Origin of the sequence: uncultured Corynebacterium sp., assembly GCF_902489365.1 — a bacterium.
Taxonomy (GTDB): Bacteria; Actinomycetota; Actinomycetes; order Mycobacteriales; family Mycobacteriaceae; genus Corynebacterium.
Genome location: NZ_CABTZR010000010.1, coordinates 19,826 through 38,276 on the forward strand (window position 1 = coordinate 19,826; position 18,451 = coordinate 38,276).

The window sequence follows — 18,451 nt, forward strand, 5'->3', positions numbered from 1 at the left end:
GAAGCGCGCCTCGGGCGCGGGCCACCGGAGTGTGGTGGGGTCACACGTCACCTTTCTGTCTGCAGCGAAGATGGGTCAATAATCAGTGGTACATCCCGAATTGTGCCCTATAATCGCCGCCCGCCCACGCAGGCACGCGCGGAGCGGGGATGGAATCTACCCGCGGGCGGCGTAGGGAGCCTGGGCCGGGATGTCCGGCAGTTCTACGTTCCCTTCGGCCGGCTGTCCGTCATTGGTGGATTCACCGCCGTCTGGGTGGTTGTCCGAACGAGACGCACCCGACTCGGTGCCTTCGCGCTCGCGGTTTCTCTCGCTCAGCGTCGGACGGGCGTTCAGGTTGTCGGACACGTTCGCCGTCGCGTCCGGGTCACTCGAGGCCTGGCCCGGGCGGACCGGTTCGCCGTTTACGTCGATGACCGATTCCATATCCGGGGTGGCTTCGCGCTTCTGTTCCACATTTCCGTCTGCATCGACTTCCACTACGCCAGGCTGAACCGGGACGCCCATCTTGGCCTCGTGGGCGCGGCGGGCGACGTCCGACGCCGAACGCACATTCTCCAAGTCTCGGTTAAGAGTTTCCAGCTGGTTATCCAGCGTGGATTCGTGGGCAGTAAGCTCCTGAATTTTAAAGGTCTGGGACGTCGACAGGCCAGAGAGCCACATCGCCGCTGCCACACCAGTGATGAGCATGCCAATGGCGATGAAAGAAAGGCGAGCGAACAGGCCAGTAACCCGAGTGGGCTGCACGACACGGCGCCCACGATTACTCACTATCTGCTTCGAACCAAGACGGTTTCCTCGGAGACCCGTTCCGACCCGGCGGGCGGGCACAGTACCGCGATGCGGCGTGCGACTGGGCAACGGGGTGGTGCGGCGTCCCCGCTCCAGCAGCGCGGTTCCCTGACCGGAGAAATCAGATCCGGTGGTGAAATCGCGGCTAGCTCCCATGGTGTGGGTCCTCTCGTGGTCGCGGTGGTGAATTGCCTGTGCGGTTCGATCTCTCAGCGTCATGGCCTACCTCCCGGTTCATGAAATGACGGAGTGCCCTCGAGGCGTTCGAGTGCGCGTACCCGGACGGACGCTGCCCGCGGGTTCTCTGCAATCTCCTCCTCGCTCGCCTTCTCCGCGCCGCGCGTCACAATGGAGTAGTGCGCAGCGGTGCCCGGAAGATCCATGGGCAGGCCCGCCGGTGTGGTCGAGGTGCTGAGTTTGGTGAAGGCATGCTTAACGATGCGATCTTCGAGCGACTGGTAGCTCATAAACACCGCGCGCCCACCAACGGCCAGGGCGTCCGTTACCACAGGGATAACCTGCTCAATCGCTTCAAGCTCGCGGTTGACCTCGACGCGCAAAGCCTGAAAGGTTCGCTTCGCTGGGTGGCCGCCAGTGCGGCGCGTTGCCGCCGGGATAGCGGCGTACAACAGGTCCACCAACCGCGCGGAGTTGCTGAATGGTTCCTTTTCTCTCTCCCTGACCACAGCGGATGCAATCTTGCCGGCGAAGCGTTCATCGCCATAAGTCTTGAGGATGCGCGCAAGCTCGCCGTGACTATACGTATTCAGGATGTCGGCGGCCGTCATTTCCTGACGTGGGTCCATGCGCATATCCAGCGGTGCATCGGTCTTGTACGCAAATCCGCGGTCTACCTGATCGAGCTGCATGGATGACACACCAAGATCAAACAGCGCCCCGGCAATGCCGTGCTCCCGCGCGATAGAAAAGATTTCGTGCTCGCCCTGCGCAATGGCGCTGCCCACCTCGTCGAAACGCGCGTTGACGGCGACGAAGCGGTCAGCGAAGGGGCTGAGACGTCGAGAAGCATTGCTCAAGGAGGCGGAATCACGGTCCACGCCAATGATGCGTGCGGCCGGAAAGCAGTTGAGGAAGTACTCACTGTGGCCGCCGGCGCCTAGGGTGCCGTCGACAATCACTGCGTTCTCCCCTGCCGCTTCAACCGCTGGGGCGAGCAGCTGGGCCATGCGCGCACGCATGACGGGGACATGGCCGTGGTTGTCGTTCACGTCGTAGGTAATGGTGCCGTTGCGGTCCACAGCTGCTGTCCCCCTTTCCGTTCAGGCGCCTGAGGCTGCTGTCTGCTCTGGTCGATAAAAAATCGAGTGCGTATAGGGCCCTGTCCGAGGAAGGGTTCTGATGTCGGGGAAGTACACCAGCTCATCCTCCTCGGGCAGAGTCCGTACACGCACTCTCGGTGCACCGGGCTAGCCCTAAAGCAGTCCGGCAAGTACGTCATCGGCGTCTGCCGCCGAGTAAGCGTCTTCAGTTTGCGCCTGGTATTCAGCCCATGCGGCTGCGTCCCAGATTTCGAGGAAGTCGACCGACCCCACGACTACGCATTCCTTCGTCAGGTTTGCGTACTCACGGTGGCCTGCAGACAGCGTGATACGCCCGTGCCCATCGGGACGCTGTTCGTCCGCACTCGCTGCCAAGTTACGAATGAACGCACGCGCGTCTGGGTTGGTACGAGACACAGCCGCAGCCTTCCTGGCTCGTGCCGCGAACTCCTCGCGCGGGTACACCGCAAGCGAGTGGTCCTGCCCCTTGGTGACCATGAGGCCACCGGCCAGTTCTTCGCGAAACTTCGCTGGAAGCGTAAGCCGCCCTTTGTCATCGAGCTTGGGAGTGTAGGTGCCGAGAAACATCCCCGGGTCCACCTTCCTGTCACTCGAAAACTCCGGATTCCTCTCGCGACAAGAGAACAACTCTCCTCCGCTGTACCCCACTCTACCCCACTTTCCCCCACCACCAACACCTTTAACACCCCTCCCGCCCGCGTGTCACACTAAATCCCCAGATAAAAAGCTGTTTTTCCGGTGGGAAGTTTTCCCGGCACCCCCTTGACATACCGCCAAAGTAGAGGTCTTCCCCGCGTAATCACGTACGCAACTCCCACCCCTTAGAAGCTAAATCTCCCCACCAGCCCCAGAATCCTGCAGCTTTGTCCGCCCCATCCCCACAAAACCGTCAGCGGCCCCCAGGGCTCCAGCCCCTAGCCCGCGCACGGTGGGTGAAAGTGGGGAATTGAGGGAGGGCGTCAAAAAGCACCGTCGCCACCACCCCCTTTTAGAAACGCCCCGTTTCTATGATAGAAACAGAGTGTTGCCATCTTGCGAACTATGGGATGGCACCTCATCAATTTTCTTCACCCACTAGGAAGATCCCCTATGTATCTAGCTTGGCGCGAGATGCTCTTCGCGCGTACCCGATTCATCCTCATGGGCGTGGTCCTTGCCCTCATGTCCATGCTCGTCGTCATCATCTCCGGCCTCACAGCAGGTTTGGTCAACGACGGCGTCTCCGGACTAAAAGCGATGGATGCCGACGTCGTCGCTTTCGCCGACGGCACCCAGAAAGATTCAGCTTTCACACGCTCGGTTGTCAACGCCTCTGATAGCACATCCTTCGCTCAGCACGACGGCGTGGAGGAAGCCGCTCCTCTTGGACTGACCATCGCCAATGCCCATAACCAAGACGGCACGGCAGTGGACCTGACCCTGCTGGGAGTAGAACCGGACTCCTTCGTGGCACCGGCAGGCTTGCCCGCACTTGACACCAACCGGGTCGACGGTCAGCCCAGCAACACCAAGCACGACATCGTCGTCTCCTCCACCCTGCAAGACGAGGGCATCGAGGTCGGCGACACCATCACGCTCGATCGCTTGGACATCCCGCTGAATGTCGTTGGGTTCACCGATAACCAGCGCACCTTCGGACACGTGGACGTGGCCTACCTGCCGCTCGACATCTGGCAAGAAATCCACGCCGGCGGGCGCCACGGCGAAGCCGTGAACCCAGACGCTTATGACGAAGCCTCCGTCATCGTCGCCCGCACGGCAGACAAGCCGGACACCGACGCCCTCACGGAACAGTCCGGCCTTGATGTTCGAACCCTCAAGGAGAGCTTCGACTCCTCCCCCGGCTATACCGCTGAGATGATGACCTTGTCCATGATCACGTGGTTCCTGTATGTCATTGCCGCGCTCGTGACCGGCGCCTTCTTCCTCGTGTGGACCATTCAGCGGGCCGGCAATATCGCCACCCTCCGCGCGATGGGCGCAACCAAGGGCTTCTTGTTGCGCGATAGCCTCGGACAGGCAGTCGTCATCCTTATCTTGTCCATCCTGGCAGGTGCGCTTGTCGCCGTGGGTCTGGGCAGCCTCCTGGAGCAGACTGCCATGCCTTATGCCACCGAATTCAGTTCCGTCATCAGTGGCGGCCTCATCCTCTTCGTCGCTGGATTGCTCGGCGCTTTCATCGCCGTTGTCCGTGTCACCCGAACCAACCCCCTCGCAGCCCTAGGAGAAAACCGATGAGCCCAGCTTTGGAACTAAAAGACGTCACCGTCAGCTACAGCGACGGCGACTCGCAGGTTAAGGCACTCGATTCCGTCAACCTCAGTATCAACCCCGGCGAATTTGTTGCTGTGGTTGGACCTTCAGGTTCCGGCAAGTCCACGCTGCTCGCTGTTGCGGGCGCATTGACGACGCCCGATTCCGGCCAGGTCCTCGTTGCGGGCGAAGATATTGTGCAGCTTGGCGACGCCGACCTGGCGCAGATCCGCCGCAACCACATCGGCTTCGTATTCCAGTCCACAGGCAACCTTCCTTCCGCGTTGACTGCGGAGGAACAGATCGAACTGGCCAGCAAAGTCATTGGTAAGACTGGGCGCTACTCCAGCACCGAACTCCTCGACAAGGTTGGCATGAAACATCGCGCCAAGCACCGCCCGGGTAGCCTGTCCGGCGGTGAACGGCAGCGCGTTGGCATCGCGCGCGCACTCGTTGGCGACCCACAGGTGCTGCTTGTCGACGAACCCACCGCAGCCCTGGATCGCGCACGCTCCCAGGAGATCGTTGCGCTCTTGGCACAAGAGTGCCATGACTTCAACGTCGCGGGCGTTATGGTCACTCACGACTACGAGGTTCTCGATCACTGCGACAAGGTCTATGAGATGGTCGACGGCCGCTTAACACCGGCCACCACCTCCGCCCAGCGATAAGCAAAGAATGCGCAGCTTAACGTAGACTCACACGCATGCCAAAGATCACTGAAACGACAGTAGCCGAGCACCGCGCCGTCCAGCACCGCGCGGTGCTCGAGGCTGCCGAAAAGCTGATCATCACAAGCCATGGTGCAGTCCCCACCTTGGCCGAAGTCGCCGCGGAGGTCGGTCTTGCCCGACCCAGCGTCTATCGATACGTATCATCCCAGCACGATTTACTGGTGCAGCTGCTAATTCAGGCCACCCAATCGTGGAATGAGCAGCTCGAGTCTGCCATGGCGGTAGCCTCCCCGGAGCCTAAGAAGCGTATCCACGCCTATGTCGACGCTACGCTCGAGCTCTTTATTCATAGTGCGCACGGCCATTTGATGACCGCCGCACAGCACTTCCCCCAAGCCTTTGCTGACGAGGCAGTGCAGAAGTCACATGGCGGATTCGCCTCCATCGTTGACGAGTTCTGCCCCGGCGTTTCCTCAGTAGATATCTCGTTGCTCAATGCGGCCATCGTCCGAGCCTCTGAACTGGCGGACGGCTCACCGGAAAAGCTCAAGAGCGCAACGCAAACCCTTTACGCAATGGCCGAAGCCATCCTGCCCTAGGCCACCGCATCAAAAAGCCCTCCGCGGATTACAGCGGAGGGCTCTTCGGACCGGCTTTTAGGCGCTTATGCGCTTAGCGGCCTTCAAAGCGACGACGGAAATTGTCTTCGAGGCGGTTTCCAACGTCACTACCCCCCTTCTTGGATTGCTTGCCGCGGCCCCGAATGGACGACTGCGCACCGACTGCAGCCAGAGAATCTTCCGAGTTCCCGCGCAGCATCCAGACGCCGGATCCAAACATGACCAGGAAGCCGAGGACCGAGAGGATTACAAACCACAGGGATTGCTGGGCCAATGCAATTCCGCCCACCATCATGCAGAGACCGACAACAATCAAGGCAACCCCACGGAGGGTGATAGCGCCCGAGTTCGCGCCGAAAGAAGTTTCACCGGACACCGACGCACCAAAATCAGGATCATTGGCCAGCAACGACTGCTCAATTTCACGCAACGCTTGCTGTTCGTGCTCAGAAAGGGCCACAGCGTCCTCCGTAGTGGGTTGGGGTTTAGGTAGTGGAACTGGGAAATAGGATTACTACCTCTATAACGTCAAGGATAGCGAGATAGTTCCCGCAAAGACAGTCCGCACGTTTTTAACCGCACTTCACCCCACCGCCAGGGCCTGCGCTCCGCATTAAGCCGCAAGACCGCCGAACCCCAGCTCAGACTCAGTCGCATCCACATAGCGGGCGGCAAGCGCCACATAGCGATAAACCGTATCAGGATCAGGGACCGGATCCAGTCCGGATGCCACTCGCGAACGCACACGCGAATAGTCCTTAAATTCCGCTGCCCACTGCGCATCAGCCGGGCCGATGAGCGCCACTTGCTCCCAAGCGGAGGTAGGCAAGCGCCGGCGACGTGACACCGTAGACGCCGCCACGCGAGCACCGGCAGCGCGCAGCGATGCGCGGTAGGCCATTTCTAAAGCATCCGCGAAACGCCCCTCCGCGGCGCTCTGGCGCGCGTCCGCCAACAAATCCAACGCTTGCCCCACGAAACGATCCCGGCGTACACACTGCAACGCCTCCCGGTTACGGCTCCGCGCCGCTGCTGTTGCTGAGATTACCTGTGCCATGACCTCTCCCCCTTGGGCTTCATCCTGAGCTTGTCGATAGAGACTGTGTTGTTGATTTCCTGTCGCTGTTTGTTGACGCAATTCACCTTAAAGCCACCTTCCTACATCCACCCCCAATTTTAGTTCACTTGTTCGATTTTGACAATAGATTTACCGAACTTCTCCATACTTTTCGAACATGCACGTCAAATTTGCCCGGGAAGGGTTCGCCGCCTGCTTTCACATACCGCAAGAATCTGTTGTTATTAGACATGTGAGTTACACGCTGCGCCGCCTAAGCCCCCAAGAGTTCGCCATTGCCCTGCCGCACTTGGTGGATATCTACATTGCAGCAATGAACTATGACCCCTCAGTACGCAACAGCTCCATCATGCGGTGGCGCGGAGATCTCATACGCCCGGGGTTTTCCTGCGTGGCGGCCACCACCGAAGACGGCATCACCGGCTTTGCCTACGGCTTTCTAGGCTCTCCTGATACCTGGTGGGACAAGCAACTCCGCCGAGCGCTCTCCAGCAACGGCGGCGCAACCCCGGAGCAAGAAGAGGTTCTCCACAACTATTTCGAACTGGCGGAGATCCACGTGCTGCCTGGAGAACAGGGCCGCGGCCTAGGGCGCGCACTGCTCGAAGCCTTAGCGTGGAACCTTCCCGCGCGCTACATCCTGCTTTCCACTCCGGAAGTTCCCAACGAGGCAAACTCCGCCTTCGGCCTCTACCGCAAAATGGGCTTTAGCGACTTCCTTCGCCAGCTCCATTACCCCGCCGATTCACGCCCCTTTGCCATCCTGCAATCAGCAGTGCCGCTAGCACCAGCCGGTACCGCTTAACCTGGCGTCTAAACCGTTCACCTGCCCAGGTAGAGTGGCAGGCGTGACTACTCCGCAAATACCTTCCCTGGACGATATTCCCGTAGCCGTACGCAAGGAGCTCGCGCTGTTCCTAGATAGTCAGCGCGACGCCATCGCGTCCATCGGTTCGCCGGTGACTAACGCGATCTCTTATTTGGAATCCTTCGTGCTGGACGGTGGAAAACGCATCCGCCCTCTCTACGCATGGGCAGGTTTTGTCGGCGCACATGGGCTCGAGGGCACGGAGTCCCCACAGGCGATGCTCCGCGCAGCTTCTTCCCTAGAATTCATCCAGGCTTGCGCCCTCATCCACGATGACATCGTGGATGCTTCCGATACACGCCGCGGCAATCCCACCGTCCACCGTGGCGTAGCCGCTCGCCATCGGGAGCTCGGGCTCAGCGGTGACGCTGACTTCTTCGGGCAGTCTCTCGCTATCCTTGTGGGCGACATGGCCTTAGTCTGGGCCGAGGACATGCTCCAGGATTCCGGCCTGAGCCCCGAGGCGCTCGCGCGCGCTCGTGCGCCATGGCGGGCGATGCGCCGTGAGGTTATTGGCGGGCAAATGCTGGATATTTGCCTCGAAGCGGAAGGCTCCGAGGATGCAACGTTGGCTGACTCAGTGAACCGTTTCAAGACCGCTGCGTACACCATCGAGCGCCCGCTGCATTTGGGTGCAGCAGTAGCGGGAGCACCCGAGAAGCTTGTTGCCGCTTTCCGCGGCTATGGACAAGACATCGGGGTCGCATTCCAGCTGCGCGATGATTTGTTGGGAGTCTTTGGTGACCCAGCAATTACCGGCAAACCCGCCGGTGATGATCTGCGCGAAGGCAAGCGCACGGTCCTCTTGTCATTGGCTCTGCAACGTGCGGATGCCACCGATCCCGCTGCTGCTGCGGAGCTTCGCCGCCTCATCGGCCAAACAGAGGATCCCGCAGATATCGCCCGCATGGCCCAGATCATTGCCGATTCCGGGGCGCCGGATGTCGTCGAGCAGCGCATCAGCGATCTCACACGTTCCGGCCTCGATCATCTGCACAACGCACAGGTTGACCCCGAGGTCACGGCGGTCTTGGAAGAACTTGCCCACAAGTCCACGGCCCGGCGGATGTAGCATGGCCCGCTCCGCATCCACGCGTGTGCCCCTGCGCATTCCTCATCCCCTGCCACTGGGCATCGTCTCCGCGATCGTCTTGGCGCTCGCCTCCTTCTCCGGCGGCGCGACCCGGAATCGCGGAGGTTTTCTTGAGGCACTCAACATCAGCTTCCTTGCTTATGGCCACGGCCGCAACATCGGCATGGTCCTCTACTGGGTCGGACTGTTTGGCCTCGTCGCCGCATGGGTGTTGGCGGGCCGCCACTTCATCGCCCCACAGCTCAAGAACCCGCAGCCAGACGGTGCACTGGCAGACATCCGCCGGATGTTGATCTGCTGGGTCACCCCGCTGCTGTGCGCCGCACCGCTGGCTTCCCGGGACGTGTACTCCTACCTCATGCAAGGCGCGATGGTGCGCGATGGTTTCGACCCCTACGTCGAGGGCGCAGCCGTTAACCCCGGCCCCTTCCTGCTTGAGGTCTCTCACGACTGGCGCAACACCACTACACCCTACGGGCCGCTACACCTGTGGATGGGCAACGGGGTCACCCACCTCGTGGGCGATAACGTTGCTGCGGGCATCATCGTCTACAAGGCAATTTCCGTCCTTGGTTTTGCAGCCATCGCCTGGTCAATTCCACGCCTAGCCCGAAGCATTGGCGGTGATCCAGCCCTAGCACTCTGGTTGGGAGTGGCGAATCCGGTGATGATTTTGCATCTGATCGGCGGCATGCACAACGAATCAGTCATGGTGGGGCTGGTATCGCTGGGCCTTCTCGCTGCTGTGCACCACAAGTTCCACCTCAGCCTCATACTCGTTGGCGTGGCAGTCTCCCTTAAAGCCACCGCCGTCTTCGCCGCGCCGTTTATCGTGTGGCTCATGCTGCACCGCTGGGCGCCGAAGGGAACGAAGCCGCTCAAGCGCCTCGGGTTCTTCCTGTTATCCGGCGTTATCGCCGTGGCGGAGGTCGCGTTGGCGGTAGCGGCGATCACGTGGGCGTCGGGAAGCTCCTGGGGCTGGCTGTCACAAATCAGCGGCAACTCTAAGGTCATCAACCCCTTGGCTGGTCCCACCCTGCTGGCCGATATTCTCGTGCCGCTCATCCAGGTCTTCTCCCCCGACACCACCTATAACGGCGTTCTCACCGTACTGCGCTCGGCCGCGATGCTTCTGATGCTCCTGGGCCTTGCCCTTGTGTGGTGGTGGGGGCGCACGGGCATTCGCCGCGCCATTGCCGCCACGGCCGCGGCCTACCAGGTGGCGTTCGTCTTCAACTCTGTGACGCTGCCGTGGTACTACGCCTCAGTACTCACGCTCATGGGAACCTTCCGCCCGCCACTGCCCCTGATTAAGCTCACCACCGGCGCAGCTCTCTTTATTGGTGTGGCCTTCGCCGGCGACGGCAATCACCAGCTCTACAACTGGTTCTGGGTGATTGCGATGGTGGTCGTGGCTTGGTTGTCCACGCAATGGATTTTCGACGGTGTTCCCCGCACCACGGGTGAACCGAATGCAGCAGGTGCGACGACAGCGCCTAAAACGCCGAAGCCTGCGCGCGCCGAATAACCTCCCGCGCGAGATGGCCGTGCAGTGCGTCGATGGGGCGGCCCGGTAGAGACTCATCCTCGGTAAAGAGGTGCGCCAGGATCTCGTTATCGCCCCATCCGTTGTCCGAAAGAACTGTAATGACACCGGACACGTGCTTGGAAATGACGCCCTTGGAGTTGAAGAACGCCTCCGGAACGAGGCGCTCCCCCTCGGCGTTTCGCCACACGATGAACTTACGCGCGTTGAGCAGATCGAAGACGCGCGTGATGGGGAGATCGAGCTTTTCAGCAACTTCTTTTAGCGTCAGCAGCTTTTCACCAGCGAGGAGCTGCGGTAGTTCTGGGTGGGGATTCTCGAAGTTGTTCTCAGAATTAGTCACGGACACAACTGTAGCCGGATCACACTTTGGGGCGCCGATCGGCCATACTGGAATCCATGACAAGGCTGAACGTGGGCGACATTCTTGAGGGACGCTACCGAATCGATCAGCCGATCGCTCGCGGTGGCATGTCCACCGTGTATCGCTGTGTCGACATGCGCCTCGGCCGCGCAGTGGCCGCCAAGGTCATGGATGAGCGCTACCACGATGACCCTGTCTTCGTCACCCGCTTCGAACGCGAGGCCCGCGCCATGGCGCAGCTGAGCCACCCCAATCTCGTCGCCGTGCATGACTTTTCTGCGGATGGTTTACCCATCTATCTCATCATGGAGCTCATTACCGGCGGCACCTTGCGAGAGCTCCTTGCCGAACGCGGGCCCATGCCGCCGCATGCCGCGGCCGGGGTCATGCACTCCGTGCTAGCCGGGCTCACCGAAGTCCACCACGCAGGCCTCGTGCACCGCGATATCAAGCCGGATAACGTTCTCATCACCGATAACCACCGGGTCAAGGTGGGTGACTTCGGCTTGGTGCGCTCCGCAAAGGCGGAACATGATAGCTCCGGCCAGATCGTCGGCACCGTAAGCTACCTCTCCCCCGAGCAAGTCACCGGCGCGGATATCACCCCGGCCTCCGATGTCTACTCGGCCGGAATCGTTCTGTTCGAGTTGCTGACGGGCACGGTCCCTTTCCACGGTGACACCCCGCTGGCGCACGCCACCGCGCGCGTGCACGCGGATGTGGTGGCACCCTCCTCCCGCATCGAGGGGGTGCCGATGCTTTTCGATGCCCTCGTGGCCACCGCCACTGCGCGTAACCCAGCCGAACGCTTCGCAGATGCTGGCGAATTCCTCGATGCTTTGGATGACGTTTCCCGTGAACTGCAACTGCCGCAATTCACGGTCCCCGTCCCGCGGAACTCGGCTGCCGCGCGTACCGCCGCGGTGCCCACAGACTTTTCGGGAACGGACAACACACGTGTCTTCGAAGCAACCTCTGCGATCCCCTCGCCCGATTCCCCCACGCGTGAAACGCGGGCAGAAACCCGCGAGGACGCTTTCCCCCCGCCTGCCGCACCGGTAGAAACCCCGGCACCCTCCCCCGCCGTTCCAGAACCATTTGCGGCCGGGGCCGAGGAGGAGCCGGAGGAACGTCCGTTGAGCAACCGCAGCGCAGTCGGGTTCATCGGGTTCCTCGTCCTCGTCGGCCTAGCCACCTTGGCTGTCGCCGTGGCCGCCTGGTGGTTTGGCTCCGGAGAATACGGCACCTGGCCGATTCTCTGGAGACCGTACTAGTTGCGCAGCATTTCTGCGATGAGGAAGGACAGCTCCAGCGATTGCTGGGTGTTCAGGCGCGGGTCTACGGCGGATTCGTAGCGGCCCGGCAGATCCACGTCCGTGATGTCTTCAGCGCCACCGAGGCACTCGGTGACGTCCTCACCGGTGAACTCCAGGTGCACGCCGCCCGGGTGGGTGCCCAGCTCGCGGTGTACCTCGAAGAAGCCCTGGACCTCGTCGACAATCTTGTCGAAGTGGCGGGTCTTGTAGCCGTTCGACGCCGTGAAGGTGTTTCCGTGCATCGGATCGGACTGCCACACCACCTTGTGGCCGGAGTCCTCCACTGCCTTGATGATCGGGGGCAGTACGGAGCGCACCTTATCGTGGCCCATACGGGCAATCATGGTGAGACGGCCCGGCTCACGGTTCGGGTCAAGCTTCTCCGCGTACTCCACTGCCTGCTCCGGCGTCACGCCAGGACCGAGCTTGATGCCCACGGGGTTGCCAATGATGGAAGCAAACGCCACGTGGAAGTCGTCGAGACCACGGGTACGCTCACCAATCCACAGCTGGTGCGCGGACAGGTCATAAAGCTTGGTCTCGCCGTTAGAGTCCGTACCCAAGCGCAGCATGGAACGCTCGTAATCCTTCAGCAAGGCCTCGTGGGAGCAGTAGATCTCCGCCGAGCGCAGGGTCTCATCCGACACCCCACAGGCGTTCATGAAAGCCAAGCCGTTTTCAATCTCATCAGCCAAGGCCTGGTAGCGAGCACCCGCCGGGGAGTTGGCCACGAATTCGCGGTTCCACTCGTGGAGGCGGTAAAGGTCCGCGGTTCCGGAGTGCGTCAGTGCGCGGACCAGGTTCATAGCCGCCGAGGAGTTCGCGTAGGCGCGAATCATGCGGGCGGGATCGTGGCGGCGGGACTCCTCGTTGGCCTCCACTCCATTGACGATGTCACCGCGGTAGTTGTACAGGCCGTTGGCATCCAGATCCGAGGAACGCGGCTTGGCGTACTGGCCAGCGATACGACCCAATTTCACCACCGGGGTGGACGCGCCATACGTCAGGACAACCGCCATCTGCAGCAGGGTCTTGATGTTGCCGCGGATGTGCGGCTCAGTGTTGGACTCGAAAGTCTCTGCGCAATCGCCGCCCTGGAGAAGGAAGGCTTTGCCCAAGGCGACGTCGGCAAGCTTGCGCTTGAGTTCCTCAATTTCCGGGGCCACAACGATTGGTGGGACGGATTCCAGGATCTTTCGCACGTTATCAGCCTGCAGCTGATCCCAGCTCGGCTGCTGCTTGGCCTCACGGGAAATGGCGTCTTGGAACTTCTCATTGATCCCCTCCGGCAGCGGCGGCAGATCAGGAAGCACTTCTTTGGGAATATCTACTGTCCAACTCACACCCAGTATTTAACCATCTTGGGCCTGTCGTGCGTTAGTTAATGGACTTTTAGGTCACGGTATTAATTCACGATCAGCTCACGCGGTTGCCCCGAGTCAGCGGCAAGTGCTGCTCACAGGTGCGAAACTTGGCCAGGTTATGACGGGCGTCGACCAACGCGTCGTGGTTACCGTTAGGCACGGGAGGTAGCTTGGGACGGCCGGCGAATTCCCAGTACTGCTTGAGCTCCCGGGTGTAGCGCGGTAGCCCCTTGGGCAGACTCGCCATGTCTCCCCACAGCTGCGCGAGAACCACGTGGTCATAAGCCCCTACCCAGGCCCACAGTTCGATGGGGGTGGAGTGGCGGCCCAAGAATTCCAGGAGTTCCTCGCGGATGGTCTCGCGTGATTTCCAGACCGGATCCGCCGGGCTCGGGAGCTTGTCCAGCACATTGTCGCGTACCCACGCGTTGGCCTTGCTCGGATCAAAATCAGTAGATACGGCGTAATACTCGCTTCCATCTTCTCCGACAACGCCGATGGAGACCAGTTCAATGGTCGATCCGTCCTCGATAAACTCGGTGTCGTAGAAGTAGCGCACGTCCCGTATCCTAGTCTGCTGCCTAGAGGAGCCGTGCCACTGGGGGCCTATACTCAACTGCGTGAAGAAAGCTCTCTCCTCGCCCCTCCTTCCTCTCCTTCTGGTGGGGCTGGCAACGGTGTCGGGGACTATCCATCTTGCGGCGTCGATGAACAGCGGCGGCATTGTGCCGTATTACCATGTTGACCTCGATGTCTACTGAGAGGGAGGGCAGGCCCTGCTCCGTGGGGAGAATCTCTACGCCCAAAGCTACATTCTCGGCAACGGAGTATCGCTGCCTTTTACTTACCCGCCTTTTGCTGCAGCGCTCTTTGCCTTGGTGTCGTGGATGCCGCTGTGGCCACTGTCTCTCCTCCTTACTGTGGCTTCGCTCGGTGCGCTCGGGGCATGTCTCTATGCCGCTATCTCACGGGGCTGTGCCTGGCCGCGGCCACTGACTTGTCCCCCACGGCGAGCAGCTGGAACTGGAGTGGTCCTGGTGGCAGCAGGCTCCAGGTAACGACTATTTCTTTGTCGTGGCGTTCCTTGTCTCAGTGAGTTTCTGGCTCAAACTCAAGCCTGCCGAGGGCGGTTCCGTGGTTCGCCTACTCGCACCGATCGGCGGCGGCTTCAGCGTCCAGCCCACAACGGGCACCTTGCCCAAGGCCCACAACACCAACGACGCAATCGCGCAATAAACAAAGCACATGCTGAGCCAGAACCAGGTATTTTCCAACGGCCACTGACCGGCCAGGCTTACCTCGCGTGGGTTGAGTGCCATGGGGTAGCCATAGAGGACGGTAAGGCCAATGGGGTGGCCGAGGTAGATGGGCAGCGTGTGGGAGCCGATGAACCGCAGTCCGGTGGATAGGACCGGTATATAGGACACGGCCACCGCCGCTGCAATTCCCACCGGAACTTCGAAGAACTGCTCTACCATGCGCACGAGAATATGGACGTCATCTCTCACCAACGCCTCCGTGCCTGGCAACAACCACGCGACCTCGACGGCCCCAGCGTAATTATCCCACGCGCGGCGGATAAAGAAGCCGATGGCATAGGCTCCAAGCATGCCGGAATACGCCCACAAGCTCCGGTAATCCCACTCGCCTTTGAAGGGAGCCTCGATAGCGGAAGCAAAGGCGGAGATTGCATCCCGGAAATAAGCAGCGGCGACAAAGACGGGAAGGAACATGATGGCCTTCGCAATCGAAGTGAACTGCGCCTGCCATGCGATGAACAGAATAGGGCTAAAACTCAGCGCTAGCGCCGCCCACCCGGGGAGCTTACGTACGCACCACAGAAAAAGATTAAACAGAATCAGTGAGTGAAGGAACCAGGCCATGGAGTGGCCCACGAGGAGGCTGGCCGTCATCTGGCTGAAATCGAACACGGGATCCCCGAATACCCAGTGGTACTCCACGCGCTTGGTCTGCTGCTCCACCAGCATCCACACCACATAAGGAACAAGAAAGTACCACAGGCGGCGAGTGAAGAGTTCTGCGAAGCTAAAGCGAAAAACCTTTTGCGCGAAGAACCCGCTCACCAAAAAGAACAGGGGCAGGCGCAGTGGGTCGAGCCACACGTTGAAAGCGGCCAACCACGTGTCACTAGATTCGGGCACGGTGAGCGTGATGTGCAACAGCACGACGCCCAGGATGGAAATCCCTTTCGCTACATCAGGCCACGCTAAGCGTTGAGACAGGGAGGAAGTCACTGACTACCGCGCCTCCGAACTGGGCTCGGCCCCTTCCGGGTAGCCGTGCCCAGCTTGCAGGGACGCCTTCACGTCGGAGGCATAGACGTCGACGTACGGCTCACCGGACAGCTCAGATAACTGCTTCATCACGAAGTCCGTGAAGGCACGCACGGTGGCGTGATCCTGCGGGTCAAGGTTGCGCTCAGCGGCCCATGCGTGGGGGTCGATGGGCTCGCCAACGCGCATGCCGACGCGCACCGGACGCGGAACCCACGAACCGATTGGATTAGCCTTCCGGGTGTTGATCATGGCGATCGGTATTACTGTCTCACCGGTGGTTAGCGCGATGCGGGCCATACCGGTGCGCCCCTTGTAGATGCGGCCATCGGGCGAACGAGTCCCCTCCGGGTAAATACCGAAGAGATCCCCGCGGCCCATAATTTTTTGTGCGCTCACCAGCATCGCGTCCCCGGCATCCTTGTTGACGCGATCGATCGGCACCTGCCCCACGGAGCTAAAGAACCACTTTTGCAGGCGGCCAACGAAACCGGGGGTGGTGAAGTACTCGCTCTTTGCCAAGAAGGTGATCTGCCGCGGGCACAACAGCGGAAAGTAGAAGGAGTCCATCACCGCTTGATGGGAGGATACCAAGATTGCCGGACCAGACTCCGGGATGCGATCCATACCTTCGGACCATGGGCGGTTCCACACTCGAAGGGCCGGGCCGAAAAAGATGTGCTTAAAGGCCCAGTACCACTTGTTTCGCATCGCTTATAGTCCTATCTGTGTGTGCCGAGCAAGCGGTACTGCTCGGTGAAAGAAAAATGTGCGGTGTTAACCTCGGTGCTCCTGGCGTGCGAGATCAGCGACTCCGATCATACCTGCCGCCGATCCCAACTTCGCGGTTGCGACTCGGGCCAGAGGCCTGTGACCGGCTCCGACGATTTGATGAGCCATGGCATCCCGCGCCCGATCCAGGTACAAATCCGCGTCCTTGGACACCCCGCCACCGATCACGATGAGCTCCGGGTCGAGCACATCTGCCACCATGGACAACCCTTGCCCGAGCCACTGACCGAAGTTCTCCATGACAGCTATCCCCAGCGGATCGCCCTGCCTAGCTGCTGCGGTGATCTCCTCGCCGGAGGGATTTTCTGGCAAGGTGGTGTCATACTCGCCGCGCAGCTCTGCGCAGGTGTCCGGCAGAGCGGTTCCGGAAGCGTAGCGCTCTAGGCACCCGCGCTTGCCGCAGGGGCAGAGGCGCCCGCCCGGAGACACAACAAGGTGCCCGAACTCCGGGGCGGTGCCGAAAGCTCCACGGTAGATTTTTCCCTCAGTAAAAAGCGTGGCGCCAATGCCCGTTCCCACGGCAAAGAAGACCCATTCTTCGGCACCGCGCCCAGCGCCAAAGCGCCATTCGCCCCACGCGGCTGAATTGGCGTCATGCTCAAGGCGGACCGGTACGTCCAAACGGCTGCTGAGGATCTCACGTACTGCAGCGTTACGCCACGGCAAATGCGGGGCGAAGCGTACAACTTCGCACTCGGGATCCAAAAAGCCCGCGAGGGCAAGCCCCACGGCCTCGATGTCATGGGATGCGGCCAAGTTGTCCACGCAGCGAACGATATCATCTTCGAGTGTCTGCGCTTCCCTGGCCGTGGGGACGCTTGTCGAATCCACAATCTCTCCGGCGGGATTAATCACCGCGGCCCGCAAGTTGGTTCCACCAATATCGAACCCGATGGTGAGGCCACTGTGGCCACCGTCAGCGGAGGAAGTGTGTTCAAGCATGACTAGTAGGATATACCCCGACCTGCCCACGATCACATTCCAGAACCTCACGCAATCGGGCGCCCATGATTTCCCACGTCCAGTGCTCCTCCACGTGACGGCGCCCTGCCACCCCCATGCGGTGGGCCCCGGGGACGTCGCCAAGCAGCGTGCACAGGGCCTGCTCAAGCTCCGGAACCGAGGAGCCGCGCACGACGATGCCAGTCTCGGGCATTACTGTTTCCGGTGCCCCACCGGAGTCGCCCGCAATGACCGGCAACCCCGCCGCTTGTGCCTCTAGGTAAACGATGCCAAGGCCCTCGACGTCGAGTCCCCCACCCCGCGTGCGCGCCGGCATGGCAAAAACATCGGCAGCATGAAGAGCCAACTGCAACTCTTCGGTGTCCCGTGCCTCCTGCAACACTGCGTCGGGGCAGTACAGACGCGCTAGCTCGCGCAATGTCTGCTCATAGCGTCCGCGGCCGATGATGAGTACCTGGGCATCCGGGAAGCGTGCCCGTACAGCCGGCATCGCCCGCAAGAGCTGGTCCTGGCCTTTGCGGGGAACCAAGCGGGAGATGCACACGATGACGGGGCCGGGGCCGAGGCCAAAGTGCTCCCGCGCGCTCTGCTTTTCTCCACCCGTGGCCGGAGTGAAGTCTTCTAGATTAACCGCGGAAGGCAGGTGCACCCAGCGCGCATGGGTACCAAACGCGGGTTCCAACCTGGTGCGCGTGTAGTCCGAGATATACGTGATGACATCGGCATTCTGGCCAATGCGACGCAGGGCCTGCCGGGCTATGGGAAGCATGGACCAGCCCACCTCGTGACCGTGCGTCGTGGCAACGATCCGGCGAGCGCCCGCCGCCCGGGCCGCCGACGCCATAAGGGCGAGCGGGGCCGCCGCTCCAAACCACACGGTCTCGATATCGTATTCACGAATCAGGCTCTGCATCCGGCGCGCGGTGGCTGGTGTCGGAAGCATGATAGTGCGTGGCCAGCGAACCACGGTATACGGCAGCGTCGAGTCATACTCGGCAGCGTCAGTATCTTGGGTCGAGGCGAAGACGACGACATCCTCCGAGTTGAGGGTTGTCAAGAAATCTCGAAGGTACGACTGAATCCCGCCGATGGTGGGCGGGAAATCATTCGTTACCAGGAGTGTGCGCGCCATA

At 61.0% G+C, this 18,451-nt stretch carries 21 protein-coding genes; 9 read left to right on the top strand and 12 right to left on the bottom strand.

Annotation, left to right across the window (positions count from 1 at the left end; translation table 11 throughout):
- Positions 1-156: 156 nt before the first annotated feature.
- The 3 genes from RDN59_RS02795 to mraZ form a co-directional block, all read right to left on the bottom strand.
- Positions 157-1,011, bottom strand: a complete 855-nt coding sequence (locus RDN59_RS02795) for a hypothetical protein (protein ID WP_308606496.1) — start codon at positions 1,009-1,011, stop codon at positions 157-159.
- Positions 1,008-2,051, bottom strand: coding sequence for a 16S rRNA (cytosine(1402)-N(4))-methyltransferase RsmH (gene rsmH, locus RDN59_RS02800; RefSeq protein WP_308606497.1), 1,044 nt, complete (start codon positions 2,049-2,051; stop codon positions 1,008-1,010). The genes RDN59_RS02795 and rsmH overlap by 4 nt, the downstream gene beginning before the upstream one ends.
- A 174-nt stretch (positions 2,052-2,225) precedes the next feature.
- Entirely contained in the window at positions 2,226-2,660 is a 435-nt protein-coding gene (gene mraZ / locus RDN59_RS02805; protein WP_010190539.1) for a division/cell wall cluster transcriptional repressor MraZ, read from the bottom strand.
- 522 nt (positions 2,661-3,182) lie between these two features.
- Here mraZ and RDN59_RS02810 point away from each other — a divergent pair.
- From RDN59_RS02810 to RDN59_RS02820, 3 genes are read left to right on the top strand one after another with little or no spacing between them, the layout of a single operon-like run.
- On the top strand, positions 3,183-4,331 hold the full coding sequence (locus RDN59_RS02810; RefSeq protein WP_308606498.1) for an ABC transporter permease: 1,149 nt from the start codon (positions 3,183-3,185) through the stop codon (positions 4,329-4,331).
- Positions 4,328-5,017 (top strand): ABC transporter ATP-binding protein, encoded by a 690-nt coding sequence (locus RDN59_RS02815; protein ID WP_308606499.1) that lies wholly within the window; start codon positions 4,328-4,330, stop codon positions 5,015-5,017. Before RDN59_RS02810 ends, RDN59_RS02815 begins: the two co-directional genes overlap by 4 nt.
- Before the next feature lie 35 nt (positions 5,018-5,052).
- Positions 5,053-5,619 carry a TetR/AcrR family transcriptional regulator gene (locus RDN59_RS02820; protein ID WP_308606500.1) on the top strand — a complete coding sequence of 189 codons (567 nt, stop codon included), beginning with the start codon at positions 5,053-5,055 and terminating at the stop codon, positions 5,617-5,619.
- A 73-nt stretch (positions 5,620-5,692) separates the two neighbouring features.
- Here the strand turns inward: RDN59_RS02820 and RDN59_RS02825 are convergent, their stop codons facing one another.
- Both RDN59_RS02825 and RDN59_RS02830 read right to left on the bottom strand, forming a co-directional pair.
- Positions 5,693-6,100: a DUF3040 domain-containing protein gene (locus RDN59_RS02825; RefSeq protein WP_308606502.1), complete on the bottom strand. Its 408-nt coding sequence runs from the start codon at positions 6,098-6,100 to the stop codon at positions 5,693-5,695.
- 153 nt (positions 6,101-6,253) lie between these two features.
- Entirely contained in the window at positions 6,254-6,697 is a 444-nt protein-coding gene (locus RDN59_RS02830; RefSeq protein WP_308606503.1) for an SAV_6107 family HEPN domain-containing protein, read from the bottom strand.
- Between the two features lie 253 nt (positions 6,698-6,950).
- On the opposite strand from RDN59_RS02830, the gene RDN59_RS02835 reads away from it, so the two are divergent.
- From RDN59_RS02835 to RDN59_RS02845, 3 genes are read left to right on the top strand one after another with little or no spacing between them, the layout of a single operon-like run.
- Entirely contained in the window at positions 6,951-7,523 is a 573-nt protein-coding gene (locus RDN59_RS02835) for a GNAT family N-acetyltransferase (protein ID WP_308606504.1), read from the top strand.
- Positions 7,524-7,566: 43 nt separating this feature from the next.
- Positions 7,567-8,658 (top strand): polyprenyl synthetase family protein, encoded by a 1,092-nt coding sequence (locus RDN59_RS02840; protein ID WP_308606505.1) that lies wholly within the window; start codon positions 7,567-7,569, stop codon positions 8,656-8,658.
- A gap of 1 nt (position 8,659) precedes the next feature.
- Positions 8,660-10,207 carry an alpha-(1->6)-mannopyranosyltransferase A gene (locus RDN59_RS02845; protein ID WP_308606506.1) on the top strand — a complete coding sequence of 516 codons (1,548 nt, stop codon included), beginning with the start codon at positions 8,660-8,662 and terminating at the stop codon, positions 10,205-10,207.
- On the opposite strand, the gene RDN59_RS02850 is transcribed toward RDN59_RS02845, so the two are convergent.
- Positions 10,176-10,574 (bottom strand): Rv2175c family DNA-binding protein, encoded by a 399-nt coding sequence (locus RDN59_RS02850; RefSeq protein ID WP_308606507.1) that lies wholly within the window; start codon positions 10,572-10,574, stop codon positions 10,176-10,178. The two genes, RDN59_RS02845 and RDN59_RS02850, sit on opposite strands and share 32 nt — an antisense overlap.
- Before the next feature lie 50 nt (positions 10,575-10,624).
- On the opposite strand from RDN59_RS02850, the gene RDN59_RS02855 reads away from it, so the two are divergent.
- Entirely contained in the window at positions 10,625-11,863 is a 1,239-nt protein-coding gene (locus RDN59_RS02855) for a protein kinase (RefSeq protein ID WP_308606508.1), read from the top strand.
- Here the strand turns inward: RDN59_RS02855 and RDN59_RS02860 are convergent.
- Together RDN59_RS02860 and RDN59_RS02865 are read right to left on the bottom strand one after the other, a co-directional pair.
- Positions 11,860-13,248 carry a class II 3-deoxy-7-phosphoheptulonate synthase gene (locus tag RDN59_RS02860; protein ID WP_158380980.1) on the bottom strand — a complete coding sequence of 463 codons (1,389 nt, stop codon included), beginning with the start codon at positions 13,246-13,248 and terminating at the stop codon, positions 11,860-11,862. The genes RDN59_RS02855 and RDN59_RS02860 overlap by 4 nt on opposite strands.
- Positions 13,249-13,321: 73 nt before the next feature.
- Positions 13,322-13,828 carry a polyadenylate-specific 3'-exoribonuclease AS gene (locus RDN59_RS02865; RefSeq protein WP_308606509.1) on the bottom strand — a complete coding sequence of 169 codons (507 nt, stop codon included), beginning with the start codon at positions 13,826-13,828 and terminating at the stop codon, positions 13,322-13,324.
- 61 nt (positions 13,829-13,889) lie between these two features.
- Here RDN59_RS02865 and RDN59_RS02870 point away from each other — a divergent pair, with 61 nt between their 5' ends.
- Both RDN59_RS02870 and RDN59_RS12280 read left to right on the top strand, forming a co-directional pair.
- Entirely contained in the window at positions 13,890-14,030 is a 141-nt protein-coding gene (locus RDN59_RS02870; RefSeq protein ID WP_308606510.1) for a hypothetical protein, read from the top strand.
- A gap of 126 nt (positions 14,031-14,156) precedes the next feature.
- Positions 14,157-14,327 (top strand): hypothetical protein, encoded by a 171-nt coding sequence (locus tag RDN59_RS12280; RefSeq protein WP_374044570.1) that lies wholly within the window; start codon positions 14,157-14,159, stop codon positions 14,325-14,327.
- Positions 14,328-14,330: 3 nt separating this feature from the next.
- Here the strand turns inward: RDN59_RS12280 and RDN59_RS02875 are convergent, their stop codons facing one another.
- The 4 genes from RDN59_RS02875 to RDN59_RS02890 form a co-directional block, all read right to left on the bottom strand.
- Positions 14,331-15,524 (bottom strand): acyltransferase family protein, encoded by a 1,194-nt coding sequence (locus tag RDN59_RS02875; protein WP_308606511.1) that lies wholly within the window; start codon positions 15,522-15,524, stop codon positions 14,331-14,333.
- A 3-nt stretch (positions 15,525-15,527) separates the two neighbouring features.
- Positions 15,528-16,274, bottom strand: coding sequence for a lysophospholipid acyltransferase family protein (locus RDN59_RS02880; RefSeq protein WP_308606512.1), 747 nt, complete (start codon positions 16,272-16,274; stop codon positions 15,528-15,530).
- 66 nt (positions 16,275-16,340) lie between these two features.
- Entirely contained in the window at positions 16,341-17,297 is a 957-nt protein-coding gene (locus RDN59_RS02885) for an ROK family protein (RefSeq protein WP_308606513.1), read from the bottom strand.
- Positions 17,290-18,450: a glycosyltransferase family 4 protein gene (locus tag RDN59_RS02890; protein ID WP_308606514.1), complete on the bottom strand. Its 1,161-nt coding sequence runs from the start codon at positions 18,448-18,450 to the stop codon at positions 17,290-17,292. Before RDN59_RS02890 ends, RDN59_RS02885 begins: the two co-directional genes overlap by 8 nt.
- Position 18,451 lies beyond the last annotated feature (1 nt).